At 52.2% G+C, this 14,636-nt stretch carries 15 protein-coding genes; 3 read left to right on the forward strand and 12 right to left on the reverse strand.

Going from position 1 to position 14,636, the window contains the following annotated elements; all coding sequences use genetic code 11:
* Positions 1 to 13 precede the first annotated feature (13 nt).
* The 3 genes from pheA (at position 14) to B2M23_RS00990 (ending at position 6,001) form a co-directional block, all read left to right on the forward strand.
* Positions 14 to 916: a prephenate dehydratase gene (gene pheA / locus B2M23_RS00980; protein WP_038350924.1), complete on the forward strand. Its 903-nt coding sequence runs from the start codon at positions 14 to 16 to the stop codon at positions 914 to 916.
* A 120-nt stretch (positions 917 to 1,036) separates the two neighbouring features.
* Positions 1,037 to 3,955, forward strand: a complete 2,919-nt coding sequence (locus tag B2M23_RS00985; RefSeq protein WP_052237063.1) for an EAL domain-containing protein — start codon at positions 1,037 to 1,039, stop codon at positions 3,953 to 3,955.
* Between the two features lie 216 nt (positions 3,956 to 4,171).
* Complete coding sequence (locus B2M23_RS00990; RefSeq protein WP_038350925.1) at positions 4,172 to 6,001, forward strand: putative bifunctional diguanylate cyclase/phosphodiesterase; 1,830 nt, start codon at positions 4,172 to 4,174, stop codon at positions 5,999 to 6,001.
* A 286-nt stretch (positions 6,002 to 6,287) separates the two neighbouring features.
* On the opposite strand, the gene B2M23_RS00995 is transcribed toward B2M23_RS00990, so the two are convergent.
* The 12 genes from B2M23_RS00995 to B2M23_RS01050 form a co-directional block, all read right to left on the reverse strand.
* Entirely contained in the window at positions 6,288 to 6,809 is a 522-nt protein-coding gene (locus B2M23_RS00995; RefSeq protein WP_038350926.1) for an Asp23/Gls24 family envelope stress response protein, read from the reverse strand.
* Between the two features lie 86 nt (positions 6,810 to 6,895).
* Positions 6,896 to 7,204: a DUF2273 domain-containing protein gene (locus tag B2M23_RS21625; protein ID WP_320055103.1), complete on the reverse strand. Its 309-nt coding sequence runs from the start codon at positions 7,202 to 7,204 to the stop codon at positions 6,896 to 6,898.
* A gap of 15 nt (positions 7,205 to 7,219) precedes the next feature.
* On the reverse strand, positions 7,220 to 7,774 hold the full coding sequence (gene amaP / locus B2M23_RS01005) for an alkaline shock response membrane anchor protein AmaP (protein ID WP_013378907.1): 555 nt from the start codon (positions 7,772 to 7,774) through the stop codon (positions 7,220 to 7,222).
* Between the two features lie 259 nt (positions 7,775 to 8,033).
* Positions 8,034 to 8,537, reverse strand: coding sequence for a TIGR03943 family putative permease subunit (locus B2M23_RS01010; protein ID WP_052237064.1), 504 nt, complete (start codon positions 8,535 to 8,537; stop codon positions 8,034 to 8,036).
* Positions 8,534 to 9,361 (reverse strand): metal ABC transporter permease, encoded by an 828-nt coding sequence (locus B2M23_RS01015; protein WP_038350927.1) that lies wholly within the window; start codon positions 9,359 to 9,361, stop codon positions 8,534 to 8,536. The genes B2M23_RS01010 and B2M23_RS01015 overlap by 4 nt, the downstream gene beginning before the upstream one ends.
* Positions 9,354 to 10,064, reverse strand: coding sequence for a metal ABC transporter ATP-binding protein (locus tag B2M23_RS01020; protein WP_038350928.1), 711 nt, complete (start codon positions 10,062 to 10,064; stop codon positions 9,354 to 9,356). Before B2M23_RS01020 ends, B2M23_RS01015 begins: the two co-directional genes overlap by 8 nt.
* Position 10,065: 1 nt before the next feature.
* Positions 10,066 to 11,052 (reverse strand): metal ABC transporter substrate-binding protein, encoded by a 987-nt coding sequence (locus B2M23_RS01025; protein WP_038350929.1) that lies wholly within the window; start codon positions 11,050 to 11,052, stop codon positions 10,066 to 10,068.
* Positions 11,053 to 11,139: 87 nt separating this feature from the next.
* Positions 11,140 to 11,445 (reverse strand): hypothetical protein, encoded by a 306-nt coding sequence (locus B2M23_RS01030; RefSeq protein ID WP_038350930.1) that lies wholly within the window; start codon positions 11,443 to 11,445, stop codon positions 11,140 to 11,142.
* Positions 11,446 to 11,558: 113 nt separating this feature from the next.
* Complete coding sequence (locus B2M23_RS01035; protein WP_038350931.1) at positions 11,559 to 12,011, reverse strand: GNAT family N-acetyltransferase; 453 nt, start codon at positions 12,009 to 12,011, stop codon at positions 11,559 to 11,561.
* Positions 12,012 to 12,974: a DMT family transporter gene (locus B2M23_RS01040; protein ID WP_052237065.1), complete on the reverse strand. Its 963-nt coding sequence runs from the start codon at positions 12,972 to 12,974 to the stop codon at positions 12,012 to 12,014.
* 151 nt (positions 12,975 to 13,125) lie between these two features.
* Positions 13,126 to 13,764: a cobalamin B12-binding domain-containing protein gene (locus B2M23_RS01045; RefSeq protein WP_038350932.1), complete on the reverse strand. Its 639-nt coding sequence runs from the start codon at positions 13,762 to 13,764 to the stop codon at positions 13,126 to 13,128.
* A gap of 53 nt (positions 13,765 to 13,817) precedes the next feature.
* Positions 13,818 to 14,612, reverse strand: a complete 795-nt coding sequence (locus B2M23_RS01050) for a methyltetrahydrofolate cobalamin methyltransferase (protein ID WP_038350933.1) — start codon at positions 14,610 to 14,612, stop codon at positions 13,818 to 13,820.
* Positions 14,613 to 14,636: the final 24 nt, after the last annotated feature.

Genomic DNA, 14,636 nt, shown 5'->3' on the forward strand with positions numbered 1-14,636 from the left:
TCCGGAAATCGCTATGACTCCCTTATCACTCACGCCCGAACAGCAAAAAAGTTTCCGCGGCTACCAGTCCGCCATGGCAAACACCCGCACGCCGGTCGAAAACCCCACAGTGGCCTACTTTGGCACTCTGGGGTCCTACACCGAGCAGGCCGCCATCGACTTTTTCGGCGAGGACTGCCGCCGCGTATCCCACCGTTTATCCGAGGATGTCTTCAAAAGCATCACGCGCCAGGGGGCAGACTACGGCGTCCTGCCCATTGAGAACAGCACCACTGGCTCCATCGCCGCGGTTTACGACCTTTTAGCCAAGTACAACTGCTATATTGTCGGGGAGACCAAGGTCAAGATTGAGCACTGCCTGCTGGGGGTGCCCGGCAGCCGTCTTTCAGATATCCGCGAGGTGTACTCCCACGCCCAGGGCTTTGAGCAGTCCGGCGAGTTTCTCGCCGGCTACCCGGACTGGAAGTGCCTGACCTACTACAATACCGCCGTGGCCGCCGAGCACGTTGCAAAGAGCGCCAACCCGGCTTTTGCTGCCATTGCCAGCCGCCGGGCCGCTGCCATCCACGGCCTCAGTATCCTGGCAGAGGACATTAACCTGTCTGAGACCAATGTCACCCGCTTTGTGATCGTAGCGAGCCGCATGGAGCTCTGCCCGGACTGCAATAAGATCAGCATCGCCTTTCATCTGCCGCACGTGGCAGGCTCCCTGTTTCAGGCACTTTCGGTCTTTGACTCCAATGCCCTGAACCTGTGCAAAATCGAATCACGCCCCATCCGCGACCACAACTGGGAATACCTGTTTTTCATCGACTTTATCGGCAACATTGACGGAACTCCCCTCGATGCGGTCATGGAAGAAGTAATTTCTAAAACAGAGGGCTTCCATTTCCTCGGAATCTATAAAGATAATTAGTTTTTTTGATATTTTTATGGACTATTTTTCAAAAATGTACTAAAATTAAGTTAGTATAGTAGCCGCTCTCACCGGACGAAAGCCCGATGTGGCGGCACTGAATCCAACGAGGTCAAGCAGATGAAAAAAAGCGCGGTGGAGTATCGGTATCTGTTCATCTCCGCACTGGCTGTAATATGCCTGTGCGGTTTGTTTTTATGTGTTCCAGCCTATGCCAAAGAGGACACCTCAACGGTCCGGGTCGGCTATTACGAGGACGGCGACTACATGTACCTGAACGCCGCGGGCGAATGCATCGGCTATGACTTTGAATTTTTACAGGAAATCTCAAAATTTAGCGATCTCCGCTATGATGTTGTCGACTGCACCAGCTGGGACAACACCTACCAGCTTTTAAAGGAAGGGCAGATCGACATTCTTCCCGCCGTCTATAAGAACGCTGAGCGGGAGCAGGAGTGTTTATTTTCCGAGCAGCCCATGTGCAATATCTACACCACCCTCAATGTCCGGGTCGATGATACGCGCTACAGCTACGAGGATTTCTCTGCCTTTCAGGGCATGAAGGTCGGGATCATCAAGGACAGCGTTGATGGGGAAAACTTCAAAAGTTACTGCACCGAAAACAACATCGCACTCACAGTGCTTCCCTACTCCGAAACCCAGGATCTTCTAAACGCTCTGGATGACGGCACTCTGGACGGCGTTGCCATCACCCATCTGGGCCGCAACAGCACCTTCCGCAGCGTCGCCCAGTTCGCGCCGGCGCCGCTTTACATCGCCATCTCCAAAAGCCGCCCCGACGTAGCGGAAGCGGTCAACAGCGCCATGAGCACCATCCTTTTGCGTGACCCCAACTACACCATGAATCTTTACAACAAGTATTTTTCCGTCACCAACGCCCAAAAACCTGTTTTTACCAAATCTGAGCTGGAATACATCGCGAGTAAAAAAATCGTATCCGCCGTATACGATTATATGGCTCCTCCCTTTTCCTACACCAGCCCGGACAACGGCGGGTTTGCCGGCATCGCGGCAGACCTCTTCAGCCAGATCGCAGAAAACAGCGGACTGCGCTTCCAGTTCAGCCCGGAGGTCTACTCCCTCGGACTTGAGAAGGTCAAAAACGGCCGGGCAGATGTCATCTGCAGCGTGGCGGGCGACTACCTCTGGGAATCCCGCAATAACCTGAGCACCACCCGCTACTACCTGCGCTCTCCCACTGTTCTCATCCGTAAAAACACATCGGCGCCCCTGGACAAGATCGCCATGCCCCAGGATTACGGCGCGGCAGAGGCCATCATCAGTGATTACCCCGACGCAGATGTCTACAATTACAGCAATACCGAAGCATGCCTGAAAGCCCTGATGGAAAACAAGGTGAATGCCGTGTTCGCCAACTCCCAGGTTGCCGATTACCTGCTGTCCGACGCGTCCTACGCAGCGCTGAGCAGCACCACCTTGAGCAATTATACCATCGAGCTGTCCATCGGCGTCTCAAACTCTGCCGACCCAAGGCTTTTCTCCATCCTCGACAAATGTATCCAGTACACCTCTGAAGAAAATATCGACGCCATTGTCATGGAAAACAGTATCCAGCCAAAGGCCATGACGGTCCGCGAGTTTCTCACCGAGAACGCCGTGACCGTGATCGCCATTACCGTGGCTGTTTTAGGGCTGATCATCCTGCTGCTGGTCTATAACCTGCGCAGTAAATCTAAGAGCAACCAGCAGATACAGAACCTCCTTTACCGGGATACCCTCACCGGGCTCGACAACTTGGACAAGTTCCTCGCCGAGTGCGGCAGTCTGCTGAAATCAGTGCCCGAGGGCGGCTATGCCCTTATCTACAGTGATATCAACCAGTTCAAAACCATCAACGACCGCTATGGCTTTACCGCGGGCGACCAGCTGCTGCGGGCCTATGCTCAGATTATTCAGGAAAGTGTGCAGGAGGGCGAGTACTGCGCCCGCGTCTCCTCCGACAATTTTGTCCTGCTGTTAAAATACAGGGACTGGGAGACGCTGTGCACCCGGATTACAGACATTCAAAAGGCCACTGACAGCTGGATACAACGCACGGGCTTTCCGGCGCCGGTGCTCACCGCCTTTGGCGTCTACCTTGTAGACAAGGCCGAAAAACAGGACGTCCAGCTCATGCTTGACCTGGCAAATTACGCGCGCCGGAGCGCGAAAAATACCTCCAAAAGCGCCATTGTGCTGTATGACCGCCAGATGCGGCAGAACACACTGCTGCGCAAGGAGCTCACCGACCGGCTGCCCGCCGCCCTCAGCGCGCATGAGTTTGTGCCTTATTTCCAGCCCAAGGTCAACATGATCACTGGTGAGATCATTGGCAGTGAGGCGCTGGTACGGTGGGACCACCCGGAACGCGGCCTTTTAGCCCCCGGTGTCTTTATCCCTGTCTTTGAGGAAAACGGCAGCATTGTCGAAATCGACTGGTATATTTACGAAGCTGTCTGCCACACGCTCCGAAGCTGGATGGACCGCGGCCTGCCGGTACATCCGGTGTCCTGTAATTTTTCCAGCATCCATTTCGACCACATGGACTTCACCCACCGGGTCACTACCCTGGCAGACCACTACGGCGTCCCCCATGAACTCCTGGAACTTGAAATCACAGAGAGCATCATCGTGATGCACCCCAAACAGGTAGCCGCCCAGATTGCCTCCCTGAGAGAAAAGGGCTTTATGACCGCCATCGACGATTTCGGGTCGGGATACTCCTCGCTGGGACAGCTGGAGCAGATGACCGCCCGTGTCCTCAAGCTGGACCGGAGCTTTGTGCAGCGCGGCATGCTCGATGAGCGTGAGCAGACCGTGATTGCCAACATCGTTAACCTGGCACACGATCTTGGCATGCGCATTGTGTGCGAGGGCGTGGAAACAAGACAGCAGGCCAATATCCTGATCCGACTCGACTGCATCTACGCCCAGGGCTTTTACTATTCAAAGCCCATTCCGCTGGAGGCTTTTGAGCAGATGCTTCTCAAACCGCCCTTTGAAGCCATAAACACATAGAGTAATCCAATAAACCTCCCGGCTGTAATCCGGGAGGTTTATTAGATTTCGGATAAAATATCATTAAATATAAATTGATCAAGCATAACTTCTTGAAATGGATAACAGCTTGAGGTATAATGATCTTATATATTTTAGAATCGTATTGAATACATAATCAACGCTGGCAAAGGGGTAGATGCGTTTTTCGTCACGGTTCCGAAAACGCTGGAGCTTATGCGCAAACAGAGGAATACTTATATTTTTATCTTAATCTGCATCTTTGTCATGGGTTTTTTGTTGTTTTCGCTCATCCAGATGCAGGGCTACGCCAACATCATCAACGACGCCGGCATTATCCGCGGCGGTACCCAGCGGTCCGCCAAGCTGGAGCTGAACGGAGAGCCCAACGATGAGCTGATCGCCTACCTGGACGAACTGATCCGCAAACTTGAAGCCACCGAAAACAAGCACCTTTACATTTCCCGCGACTCTGCCGCCTACCGGGATAACCTGGAATCGGTCAAAACCAAATGGGGCGAGATCAAGGCGGAAATTCCCAAGCTGAGGGGTTCTCCTACGGCGGTGCTGCGTGAGCATTTTCTCGATCTGAGCGAGCAGCACTTTGATTTGGCCAACAAAACCGTTTACGCAGCCCAGTACCGGGCGGAAAACGAGCTGCGGAACAGCATTATTCTCAGTGTTGTCATGATTCTCGCTGTGTCGCTGATCATGTATACCCTGGAGCGCCGGAGCCAGCAAGAGCTGGAGCGGGTATTCTATACCGATCCACTGACCGCTCTCCCCAATCAGGCCTCCTTTGAGATCAACGCTGCGGACAAATTGAAGGCCACATCCCCCGGTTCCTACCTGATGGTGTACCTCAACCTGAATAACTTTAAATTTGTCAATGACTCCTACGGCTACAACGCCGGCGACAAGCTGCTGCTGTCTTTTTCCTCGACACTGAAGCGGTTCTGCAACAGCAGTGAAATCTGCGCTCATTTGCACGCTGACCATTTTGCCATTCTGCTTAAAAAGCGCGAACATGTCCTCGAGGATCTTCAGACCTCGATATTGGAATCCATCGAAAGTGAGCGAGATTTAAACCTCTCAGATATTTTAACGTGCAGCTACGGTGTCTACACCATTCCCGACCCGGACGAGTCCATTGCATCCTGCCTCAGCAAGGCCAGCGCCGCCCTGAAGGAAGGCCGAAGCAGCCAGCGTACTGTTGCCTATTATGATCAGCACCTGCTGGATAAGATTAACAATGAAAACAAAATGACCCGCTGGATGCGCCAGGGCCTTTCCGAAAAGGAATTTCACATCTATCTGCAGTCTAAGGTCAACCTTGAGCAGTCCAAAGTTACCGGCGCCGAGGTTCTTGTCCGCTGGAATTCGGAGCCCTTTGGTTTTCTGCCGCCGGACGAGTTTATCCCCCTGTTTGAGAAGAACGGGTTTATCGTGGAGCTGGACTTCTATGTGCTGGAAGCCACCTGCCGGATACTGAAACAGTCGCTTAAAATTTCGCCTGAGCGCACTGTGGTGCTGTCGGTCAATATCTCCAGAGTTACCCTCTTCCAGAATGATTTCATCAAACGCTTTGTACAGATGGCGCGCCGTTACGAAGTCCCGCCAGAGTACCTTGAGATCGAAATTACGGAAAATGTCTTTATTTTTGACGCCAATATGGTTGAGCAGATCCTGTCCCAGCTGAGGAGCTATGGGTTCAGCATTTCCATGGATGACTTTGGCTCAGGGTATTCCTCCCTGAACCTGCTGCGCGAGCTGCCCATTGACGTCTTAAAAATCGATCGGATCTTTTTACAGGAGAGCATCCGTGTTGAGAAGGCCTACGCCATCATCAAATCCGTTGTTGAGATGGCCTACTCCCTGAACATGGTGGTAGTCTGTGAGGGCGTTGAAACCCTGGAGCACGCCGAGTTTTTAAAAACCATCCACTGCACTGTGGGCCAGGGCTATTATTTTTCAAAGCCCATTCCCCTTGCGGCGTTCCAGGAAAAATACAATTTGCTGCCAACACAAAAAGACCCGGATTCTTAAAATCCGGGTCTTTGCGTGTCAAAGACCTGAGAGACGAAGCCTTTTACCTAAGGAATAAAAAGCGTCCTGCGGGTACTGCCCTCACACTGGTATCTGCTTCACTAAAGTTGATGCTTTAACTCGCCAGTGTCCGGCTGTATCGGTTGCCCGGCACAATTTCTGGCCGTTACTCATAGCGCTTGGGCCTTTTTCTTATCTGGATAAAAGGCGCAGTCTTGAACCTCGGCACTTCTTTGACAGACTGACACCCGGACCGTTGAGATCCGGGTGTTTTTTATCTAAGGGGTTACTGAACGCGGCTGCCGCCGCCCATTCCCATGAAGCCGCCGTTGCTGTTATCATCGTTATCGACGCGTGAGTTGCTGTTGTTGTTATTCTGCTGTTCTTCATATTCTTTTTTAGTCATAACATCGTCCACGTGCATATTAATTTCGATGACATCTAAGCCTGTCATATCCTTAACGGTTTTGGTGACTTTATCAATCGTATCCTTGAAAATCTGAGGGATATTGCGGTTGTATTCACAGATGACGTCTAAATCCAGGGCTACCTGTTTTTTGCCGACTTCTGCGCCGATCCCCTTGGTGATATTTTCATTGTCGGTAATCTTTTCAGTGATATTACTGATCAAGCCGCCGCTCATCGCCAAAATACCTGGAACCTCCTGGGCGACCAGGCCTGCGATTTTCTTGACGACTTTATCGTCATAGGTTAATGAGGTTTTCTGCTGCATGTTTTGCTGCTGCTGAGCGTTACCTCCCTTTTGCTGATTATTGTTCATTGTGTGCATTGTTGCTTCTGCTGCCATAATTAAAACCACCTTTCATTCATTTATAATTTTTATTTTAATCTATATCAACCGCCCTCAATTCAGGACGATTATTGGCATCTTTATCAGCTGAACCGTTTGAGAATGTTCAGCCAGCGCATAAAACGCATGGGGTTATCTTTATATACACCGATGGCATACCCGATCAGTGCTAAAATGACAATCAGGATGGTACGCCAAAACCCGATGGTCAAAAACAGAACGGCGGTGATGATTCCCGCAAGAATCCAGATAATCCTGCCCGAATAGGGCTTTGCCCAGGTATAAAACCGGCTGAGCCGGCTTTCCTTCGGCTGCTGTTCCACAGCCTGAGGCGCTGCCTGCTGACGGACGTTCATGCTTTTCTGCATTTGGTTCTGCGTTTGATTATTCATGTGTGTCCCTCCTTATTAGAGCACCTGTCTGTGGGCTCCCTTGCTTCGGGCATCCATCTCATGCACCTTAACCTTAACCGATTTTACCGGCTGGTTGATGGTGCTGCCAACAGTCTGATAAATGTTCTGTTGAATATTATTTGCAAGCCCGGTGATGTCGTCCGCGTCATCCACATAGACATCAGCCTGAATCTTTGGCTCATGGGAGCGCTTGTTCAGTTTGGCCTTAACGTCAATGGCATTGTTGCCAATCAGGTCCGACACCGCGTAACGCGCAGTGGACTCAATGGCTTCTTTGGAAATTTTGATCTTTCCCTTTGCCTTATTGATGGTCAGGTAATGTGAAGAAGCCGGCGCCAGTATTGAAATGAAGAATAACACCAGGAATGCAATCATGAGTACAACGCTGAATCCAATTAAATAGTATCCCAGCCAGTTTTCAAAGACCAGGTAGGCTGCCAGTGTGTCGGATACATAGGGTACCGGAAACAGCAATGCAAACATTACGAAGGCAGTTGCCAATCCTAGCAGCGATACAATAAATAACAGGATACGTTCAAGTTTATTCATTGTTTTTCTCCTTTCTGAGTAATCAATTACCATTCTCTTTCAATAAATGTTCTATTGTTTACTGTTTGTTGTACATAATTGTACCCCTCAAATTTGGTTCTTAACCATTTATTTCACTAATATTAATTTTTCCTTAAACAATCAGTCGAGAAAAGATCACCTCATTGTTTTATTTTCTAACAAGGAAAAAGGGCACAATACCTGCTCCCTTGAACAGGCATTGTGCCCTTTTCTCCTAATAGTCTTTTTTCAAACCTATTTATTGCGATACCGTTTCCTGGCCGCGCTTGTCCAGCACTACCAGCTCCTTGAGCCTCAGCTGGAAGTAGGGCTTGCCGTCCTCCTCGTATTCCTCCAGCACGCCGGTGGCCCGCACCCAGGCGTTGTCCTCGGGATAGTTTCCGTCTCCCTTTACCTCGAAGCCCGGCATGGTGTCGGTACCGCAGCAGCCCGGGCCGTTGCGGTACACAAACCGGTAGCTGTCTCCGGTCGACAGGTTGGCCGTACTCTTGAACATTCCCTCCAGACGGATGGTTTTACCCAGATAGTTCTGATGATTCAGGTAAATATCATTGATCTGGGCCACAAACATCTTCTCAGTGATGTCCACATCCACAGGGATCTCCTGCGCCCCCCTGGCCGAGCCGCCTGAGGACTGCGCGGAGACTGACGGGCTGTCACCGCTGCCCCCATCCTGCGCCGAGCAGCCGGAGATCAGCAGAACCGCGGCCAGCAGCAGCACGGTTAACATTTTTCTTTTCATCGGATTACCTTTCCTTTCACAAAATCAATGAGACAGAAGATACCAAACACCACAATGTGCACAATGACGATGCTGGCGCCCGTGGGGGTGGCACGGACATAGGAGAACCCCAGACCGATAAGAAAGCACACGAGCGACATCACCGACGCGCAGACCAGGACCGACCGGAAGGTTTTGCAAAGCCGCATGGAGTAAAGGGCCGGGAAGATGATCAGGCTGGTGATCAGCAGGGTTCCCATCATGCGCATCCCCAGCACGATGGTGACCGCGGTCAGGATTGCGACCAGCATGTTGTACAACTCAGTCTTTACGCCGGTGGCCCTGGCGAAGTTTTCGTCAAAGGTAATGGCGAAGATCTTGTTGTAAAAAATGACAAAGAGCACCAGCACCACAACGGACAGGATAATGCTGAGCCGTACATCGCTCACGCTCATGGCTAAAATACTGCCAAAGAGATAGTTGCACACATCAGTGTTCATGCCTGTTGTCAGGGAGATGACCACCACCCCGACTGCCAGGGCGCTGGTAGACAGAAGCGCGATGGCCGCGTCACCCTTGATCTTGCTGTTTTCGCTGATGCGGAGCAGGAAAAAGGCGGAAACCACCACCACCGGGATGGCCACTGACAGAGGCGCCAGATTAAAGGCCATAGCGATGGCCAGAGCCGCGAAGCCCACGTGGGATAAACCGTCGCCGATCATGGAATACCGCTTGAGCACCAGACTGACCCCCAGCAGCGCCGCGCAGAGGGATACCAGTATCCCCACCACCATCGAACGCACCAGAAAGGGATAGGACAGCATTTCACGGATCAGGTCAATCATGGTCCCCACCTCCCAGAAAATGGCGCCCTACCGGGCTGCTCCGGTATTCCTCCACCGTGCCGTAAAACAGCTGGCGGCCGCCCAGGTGCAGCACATGGCTGTTGTAGCGCATCACACTTTCGATGTCGTGGGACACCATAACCACCGAGATGTCCAGCTTTTTGTTCACAGCCTTTACCAGCTCATAAAGCCGCCGTGTGGCCACAGGGTCGAGGCCCGCGGCCGGTTCATCCAGCAGCAGAATCTTGTTGGTGGCGCAGAGGGCCCGGGCCAACAGAACCCGCTGCTGCTGGCCGCCGGACAGCTCCCGGAAGCAGCGCTTTTTCAGGTCCTCAATGCCCAGCCGCTTCAGGTTAACCTCTACGGCTTTTTTATCGGCTTTTTTATAAAAAGGGCGGAACCCCTGGCGGTTCAGCCGCCCGGAGAGCACCACCTCGTACACACTGGCAGGAAAATCGCGCTGGATGGGGCTTTTCTGCGGCAGGTATCCAATTTCGTTTTTCCTGAGGCCGTCCCCCATGATAATCTGGCCAGAGCCAGGGCTTTTCAGCCCCAGCAGTCCGGCGATCAGGGTGCTTTTTCCCGCACCGTTCTCTCCCACAATCCCGAGATAGTCCCCGGCATTGATCTCAAAATTCAGCCCTTCCACAGCGGTCACCCCGTCGTAGGCAAAGGCAACGTCCTTACAGGTAAACAGTGCCATTTTAGTACAATGCCTCCCGCAGAACGTCCACATTTTCGTTCATGTAGTCCAGATAGGTCTTGCCGCTGTCAAAATCCTGCTGCGTCACGTTATGGCAGGCGTTCAGCTGCCGTTTTACCGCGCCGGTGCTCTCGGCAATGGAATCGGCCATCCGTTCATTTGAGAGCTCGGTGTGAAAAACCACAGGAATGCTCTCCTTTTTCACCTCGTCGATCAGGAAGGCCACCGTGGCCGCACTGGGCTCAGTCTCGGTGGAGCAGCCAGGAAAGGCAGCGTAGTAGCTGAGGCCGTAGGCGTCTGTCAGATATCGGAAGGGGAAGCGGTCGCCCACCACAATGGTTTTTCGGACCGAGCCGGCTGCCATATCCTTAAAACGCCCGTCAAGGGTGTTGAGCTTGCCAGTATAGATTTTAGTGTTCTGGTCATAGGTCTGTTTGTTGTCCGGGTCGATTTCGTCCAGAGTGCTGTCAATTTTTTCGACAATTTTCACAGCGTTCTGTGGATCCAGCCAAACGTGCTCGTCATACTCCGGCGCTTCGGACGACTCGGCTTCGCTGCTCTTCTGGTCAAGGTCATGTTCATCCTCCATGCCGGCCACTGTTTCCTCCACCACAGGCTGTACACAGTCCATCATGGCGATCTTCTTCATGTTGGGCGCGTCAATGGCATCCAGGATACTGTCGATCCAGGCGTCGGAGTCCCCTCCGCCATAGATAAACACATCGCAGTTCTGAATCTTGATGATATCCTGGGGGGTGGGCTCATAGGAATGGCTCTCGGCTCCCGGGGGCACCAGCATCGTGACTTCGACCTTGTCGCCGCCCACCTGCCTTGCGAAATCATAGGGTGGAAAATTTGTGGCAACCACCTTGATAACGGCGTTTCCATCCGTTTGTTCACTGGTTTTCTGGCAGCCTGCGGCTCCCAGCATCAGCATGCCTGCTAATAAAATAATGGTTAAAAACCATGCTAAGCGTTGTTTTATCATAAAAAAACCTCCATTTTCTCTGATTTTGAGTATAAAGAAACAGGGATGTGCTGCTTTTATAAGCAGAACTACTCCCTTGAGGTTTTTTCAGTTGTTCATCCGCACCTTCAGCCGAACCGGCGAAGTGACTAAAAAGAAGCTGTCCCATCTGGGGAACATACAGCGGAAAATAAGATGCAGCACCAGCACCGCAGCCGTCAGGGCCGCGCCGGTATCCAGCTGCTTGAAAAAGTTCTGGAGCGCAGACATCTGCATACAGATCGGGCATCCGTCGCCCACACAATCGTGGTGGGCTTCCTCTGTCATGAAGGCGGTGCTGAGGAAAAAGAACACGACAAAAAAAGCCGCCAGTAAAAGTGTCAAAGCACGTTTCTTTTCAGACTTTATCGTCATCCTGTTCCCTCCTTGCCCGGTGTTCCAGTATAAAAATTCTGTGAATTGAATTCAAGTATATCGGATTTTGTAAGTCTTGTCAAATTTTATTAATGGGTATTGTCCCCCTGCTCTCAAAGGACAAACTGCATGAAGTTTTCGTTCCGTTTAAAGCCGTAATCAGCATACAGCAGCGTGCCCATATCTGACGCAGTGATCTGAACTGCGCCGCAGCCAGCGCTGTTGGCCTCGTCCATGATGTGCTCCAGCAGCCCGCGGGCAATTCCCCTCCTACGGTGGCTCTTCAGGGTATACACACTGGACAGCAGGCCGATTCTCCCGGTGGGGTTAGCGTAATAGGGCGGCTTTTCAACCACCGACAATCCGCAGGTTCCTACAATGGCCTCCTCATCCACCGCCAGCCAGGCCGAAAAGGTCTGGTCTTCCAAATGCCTGGTATAATAACTGCGCAGCTCTGAAGATAAATCCAGCACAGGCTCCGCGCCATCTTCCTGAAGCTGCTGAATCCGCATTTTGATAAAGGTATCCATATCGCCGGAACCCAACTTCCGATAGGTAATTTCCATTTATTTCCCCACCTTCCGGTTGACCAGATAGATGCCCAGCGACGCGGCCAGCAGCCCCAGCAGAATGAAGCCGGTAAAAGCTTCTCCGGGCAACAGCAGGATGGACAGCAGGCTGCCGAACACCGGAATCAGGAACTTAAAGGACGTGATAGCGCTGGCCTCATTATAGCGGAGCAGCACGTTCCACAAAGAAAAGGCCACGCCGGAAATAATGGCGGCGTAGATCAGCAGCAGCACACCCTTAAGGGTAAAGACCAGGTGCAGGCCGCCCCCGGCCAGGCCGAACCCCACACCCAGCCCCAGCAGCACCAGCGCGCCCAGAACCATCTGGTAAAAGGAAAAGTGGAAGGGATTGATCTTGTCCGACAGGTATTTGGCCACCAGAACACCCCCGGCGTCCCCCAGTCCGGCAATGAGAAGAAATCCCTCGCCCGTAAGGGTGAAATTAAAATTAAGCCCCTCGGTACCGCCGCTAATGGCGGTCAGCATAATTCCGGTAAAACCAAGAACCATTCCAAGCACCTTGTTGCGGTTCAGGCGGTCACGCTTGAAAAATAATGGCGCCAGCAGCACAACCAGAAAGGTGCCAGCCGTCGCGGCGATACTGCCCTTGACCCCGGTGGTGTTTCCCACCCCGATATAGAAGAAGAAATACTGCACCGTGGTGCCCAAAAGGGCCAGCGCCACGATCCACCGGCCATATTCGGGATGCCAGCGCACCCGGTCTCCCCGGTTAAAAAGCCGGTTGAGCGCCAGCACCACAAAACCCGCGAGAAAAAAGCGCAGCCCGGCGAACACCATCTTAGACCAGATATCCCCCGATGGGATCTGGAACCACTGGTACCCGATCTTGAGCACCGGGAAAGCGCTCCCCCACAGAAAGGTGCAGAGGATGGCTGTGAGAATGGTGTTTGATTTCTTTTTAAAAAAGGTCGTTTTCTTGATTGCCTCGTTGTTTTCCAAAATAATGGGTCCTCGATTCTTATCATTGGCTTTTCAGCCCTCTGCTTTTATTATACATTTCCCGCGCGCAAAAAGAAAGCACCCGCGATTCAGATTGGAAAATCGCGGGGCTTTCTGGCTTATGAAAGGATTATGATTAAACACATTTTGTTTAGGCGGTCAGCTCTTTGACAGAGGTCACCGCGGACGCGGCGTCGGAAGCGTAGGCGTCAGCCCCGATGGCTTCGCCGAAATCGGCGGTAATGGGGGCGCCGCCGATTAAAATTTTAACATGGCTGACGCTGTTGTCTTCGCGGATGGCCGCCACGGTTTCTTCAAGCGAAGGCATGGTGGTGGTCAGGAGGGCAGACAGCGCCACCACCTTGGTATCCGGGTTGTCCTGAAGGGTCTTGATAATTTTTTCCTTTGGCACATCCACGCCAAGGTCCGTCACTTCAAAACCTGCGCTCTCGATCATCATGGACACAAGGTTTTTGCCGATGTCATGCAAATCGCCGTGGACGGTGCAGATCAGAACCTTTCCCCCGCTGGCAGCGTCACCGCTGGCCAGATGAGGCTTTAAGACCTCTACCCCAAGCTTCATGGCCTTGGCGGCAACGAGCATTTCGGGCACATAGACCTCACCAGTCTTAAAGCGTTCGCCGATTGCGTCCATGGCTCCGATCATCCCGGTGTTCAGGATTTCCATGGGATCACAGCCGGCATCTAAGGCTTCCTGCACAATCCCCTGAATCAGCTTTCTTTTTCCTTTTGCAATGGCTTCTGATACGTTCTGAATATTTTCGTTCATTTTTTATTCTCCCTTTTTTTGTTATTCAATTTATCTGAATGCTTATGACTGTTTTATCCGATGATGCCCTCTCTAAAGGCATCAATATATTCCAGGCAGTACTCGTCATTTTCGAGCAGAGCGTCGGCAGCGTAGATCATGGCCATCATATCCCGGTTGGTCGGGTCCACGATGGCGCTGTCCATGCCGGCCTCCATGGCCAGCACCATAAAGGCCTGGTTCACGTACTTTCTTCCCGGCAGCCCAAAGGAAATATTGCTGAGGCCGCTGGTGATATGGATTTCCGGATACTCCGCCTTGATCTGGCGGCAGCACTGTGCGAACATGGTCAGGGCGTCCTCGCTAGTGGAGAGCGTGACCACCAGCGGGTCAATGTGCAGCCTGGAGGGGGCAATGTTGTACGCCTCGGCCTTTTCCATAATATTGTGAAAGACCTCCATACGACGCAGCGTCGTGTCTGGAATCCCACGATCGTCGCAGAGCAGCGCCACACATTCCCACCCAGTGTCCGCGATGACGGGGAAGATCGTGTCGATTTTATCCCCTTCCATGGATACAGAGTTGATGAGTCCCGGCTTTTTGCAGTATTTCATGCCTTCGACGCAGGCCCGGGGGCTTGGGCTGTCCACACAGACAGGGACGTCGGTTGTCTCCTGAATCAGGTCGATCATCCATTTCAGTGTTTCGCCTTCTTTTTCTTCCGCCACTGAGGTGCAGCAGTCGATAAAGGTGGCATTGGCCTCGGACTGTATCCTGGCCCGGCGCCTGATTTCCTCTCCGTCACGGTTTTTGATGGCTTCTCCCACTGCGGGAATGGAACCATTAATTTTTTCTCCTATTATAATCATCCGTTTTCCTTTCTCTTTTCTAAA

Source organism: Eubacterium limosum (assembly GCF_000807675.2).
GTDB lineage: Bacteria > Bacillota > Clostridia > Eubacteriales > Eubacteriaceae > Eubacterium > Eubacterium limosum.

Bases quoted from the DNA above. Each gene is read 5' to 3' on its own strand.
- pheA (WP_038350924.1), top strand. From the start codon at position 14: ATGACTCCCTTATCACTCACGCCCGAACAGCAAAAAAGTTTCCGCGGC.
- B2M23_RS00985 (WP_052237063.1), top strand. From the start codon at position 1,037: ATGAAAAAAAGCGCGGTGGAGTATCGGTATCTGTTCATCTCCGCACTG.
- B2M23_RS00990 (WP_038350925.1), top strand. From the start codon at position 4,172: ATGCGCAAACAGAGGAATACTTATATTTTTATCTTAATCTGCATCTTT.
- B2M23_RS00995 (WP_038350926.1), bottom strand. From the start codon at position 6,809: ATGGCAGCAGAAGCAACAATGCACACAATGAACAATAATCAGCAAAAG.
- B2M23_RS21625 (WP_320055103.1), bottom strand. From the start codon at position 7,204: ATGAATAATCAAACGCAGAACCAAATGCAGAAAAGCATGAACGTCCGT.
- amaP (WP_013378907.1), bottom strand. From the start codon at position 7,774: ATGAATAAACTTGAACGTATCCTGTTATTTATTGTATCGCTGCTAGGA.
- B2M23_RS01010 (WP_052237064.1), bottom strand. From the start codon at position 8,537: ATGAAAAGAAAAATGTTAACCGTGCTGCTGCTGGCCGCGGTTCTGCTG.
- B2M23_RS01015 (WP_038350927.1), bottom strand. From the start codon at position 9,361: ATGATTGACCTGATCCGTGAAATGCTGTCCTATCCCTTTCTGGTGCGT.
- B2M23_RS01020 (WP_038350928.1), bottom strand. From the start codon at position 10,064: ATGGCACTGTTTACCTGTAAGGACGTTGCCTTTGCCTACGACGGGGTG.
- B2M23_RS01025 (WP_038350929.1), bottom strand. From the start codon at position 11,052: ATGATAAAACAACGCTTAGCATGGTTTTTAACCATTATTTTATTAGCA.
- B2M23_RS01030 (WP_038350930.1), bottom strand. From the start codon at position 11,445: ATGACGATAAAGTCTGAAAAGAAACGTGCTTTGACACTTTTACTGGCG.
- B2M23_RS01035 (WP_038350931.1), bottom strand. From the start codon at position 12,011: ATGGAAATTACCTATCGGAAGTTGGGTTCCGGCGATATGGATACCTTT.
- B2M23_RS01045 (WP_038350932.1), bottom strand. From the start codon at position 13,764: ATGAACGAAAATATTCAGAACGTATCAGAAGCCATTGCAAAAGGAAAA.
- B2M23_RS01050 (WP_038350933.1), bottom strand. From the start codon at position 14,612: ATGATTATAATAGGAGAAAAAATTAATGGTTCCATTCCCGCAGTGGGA.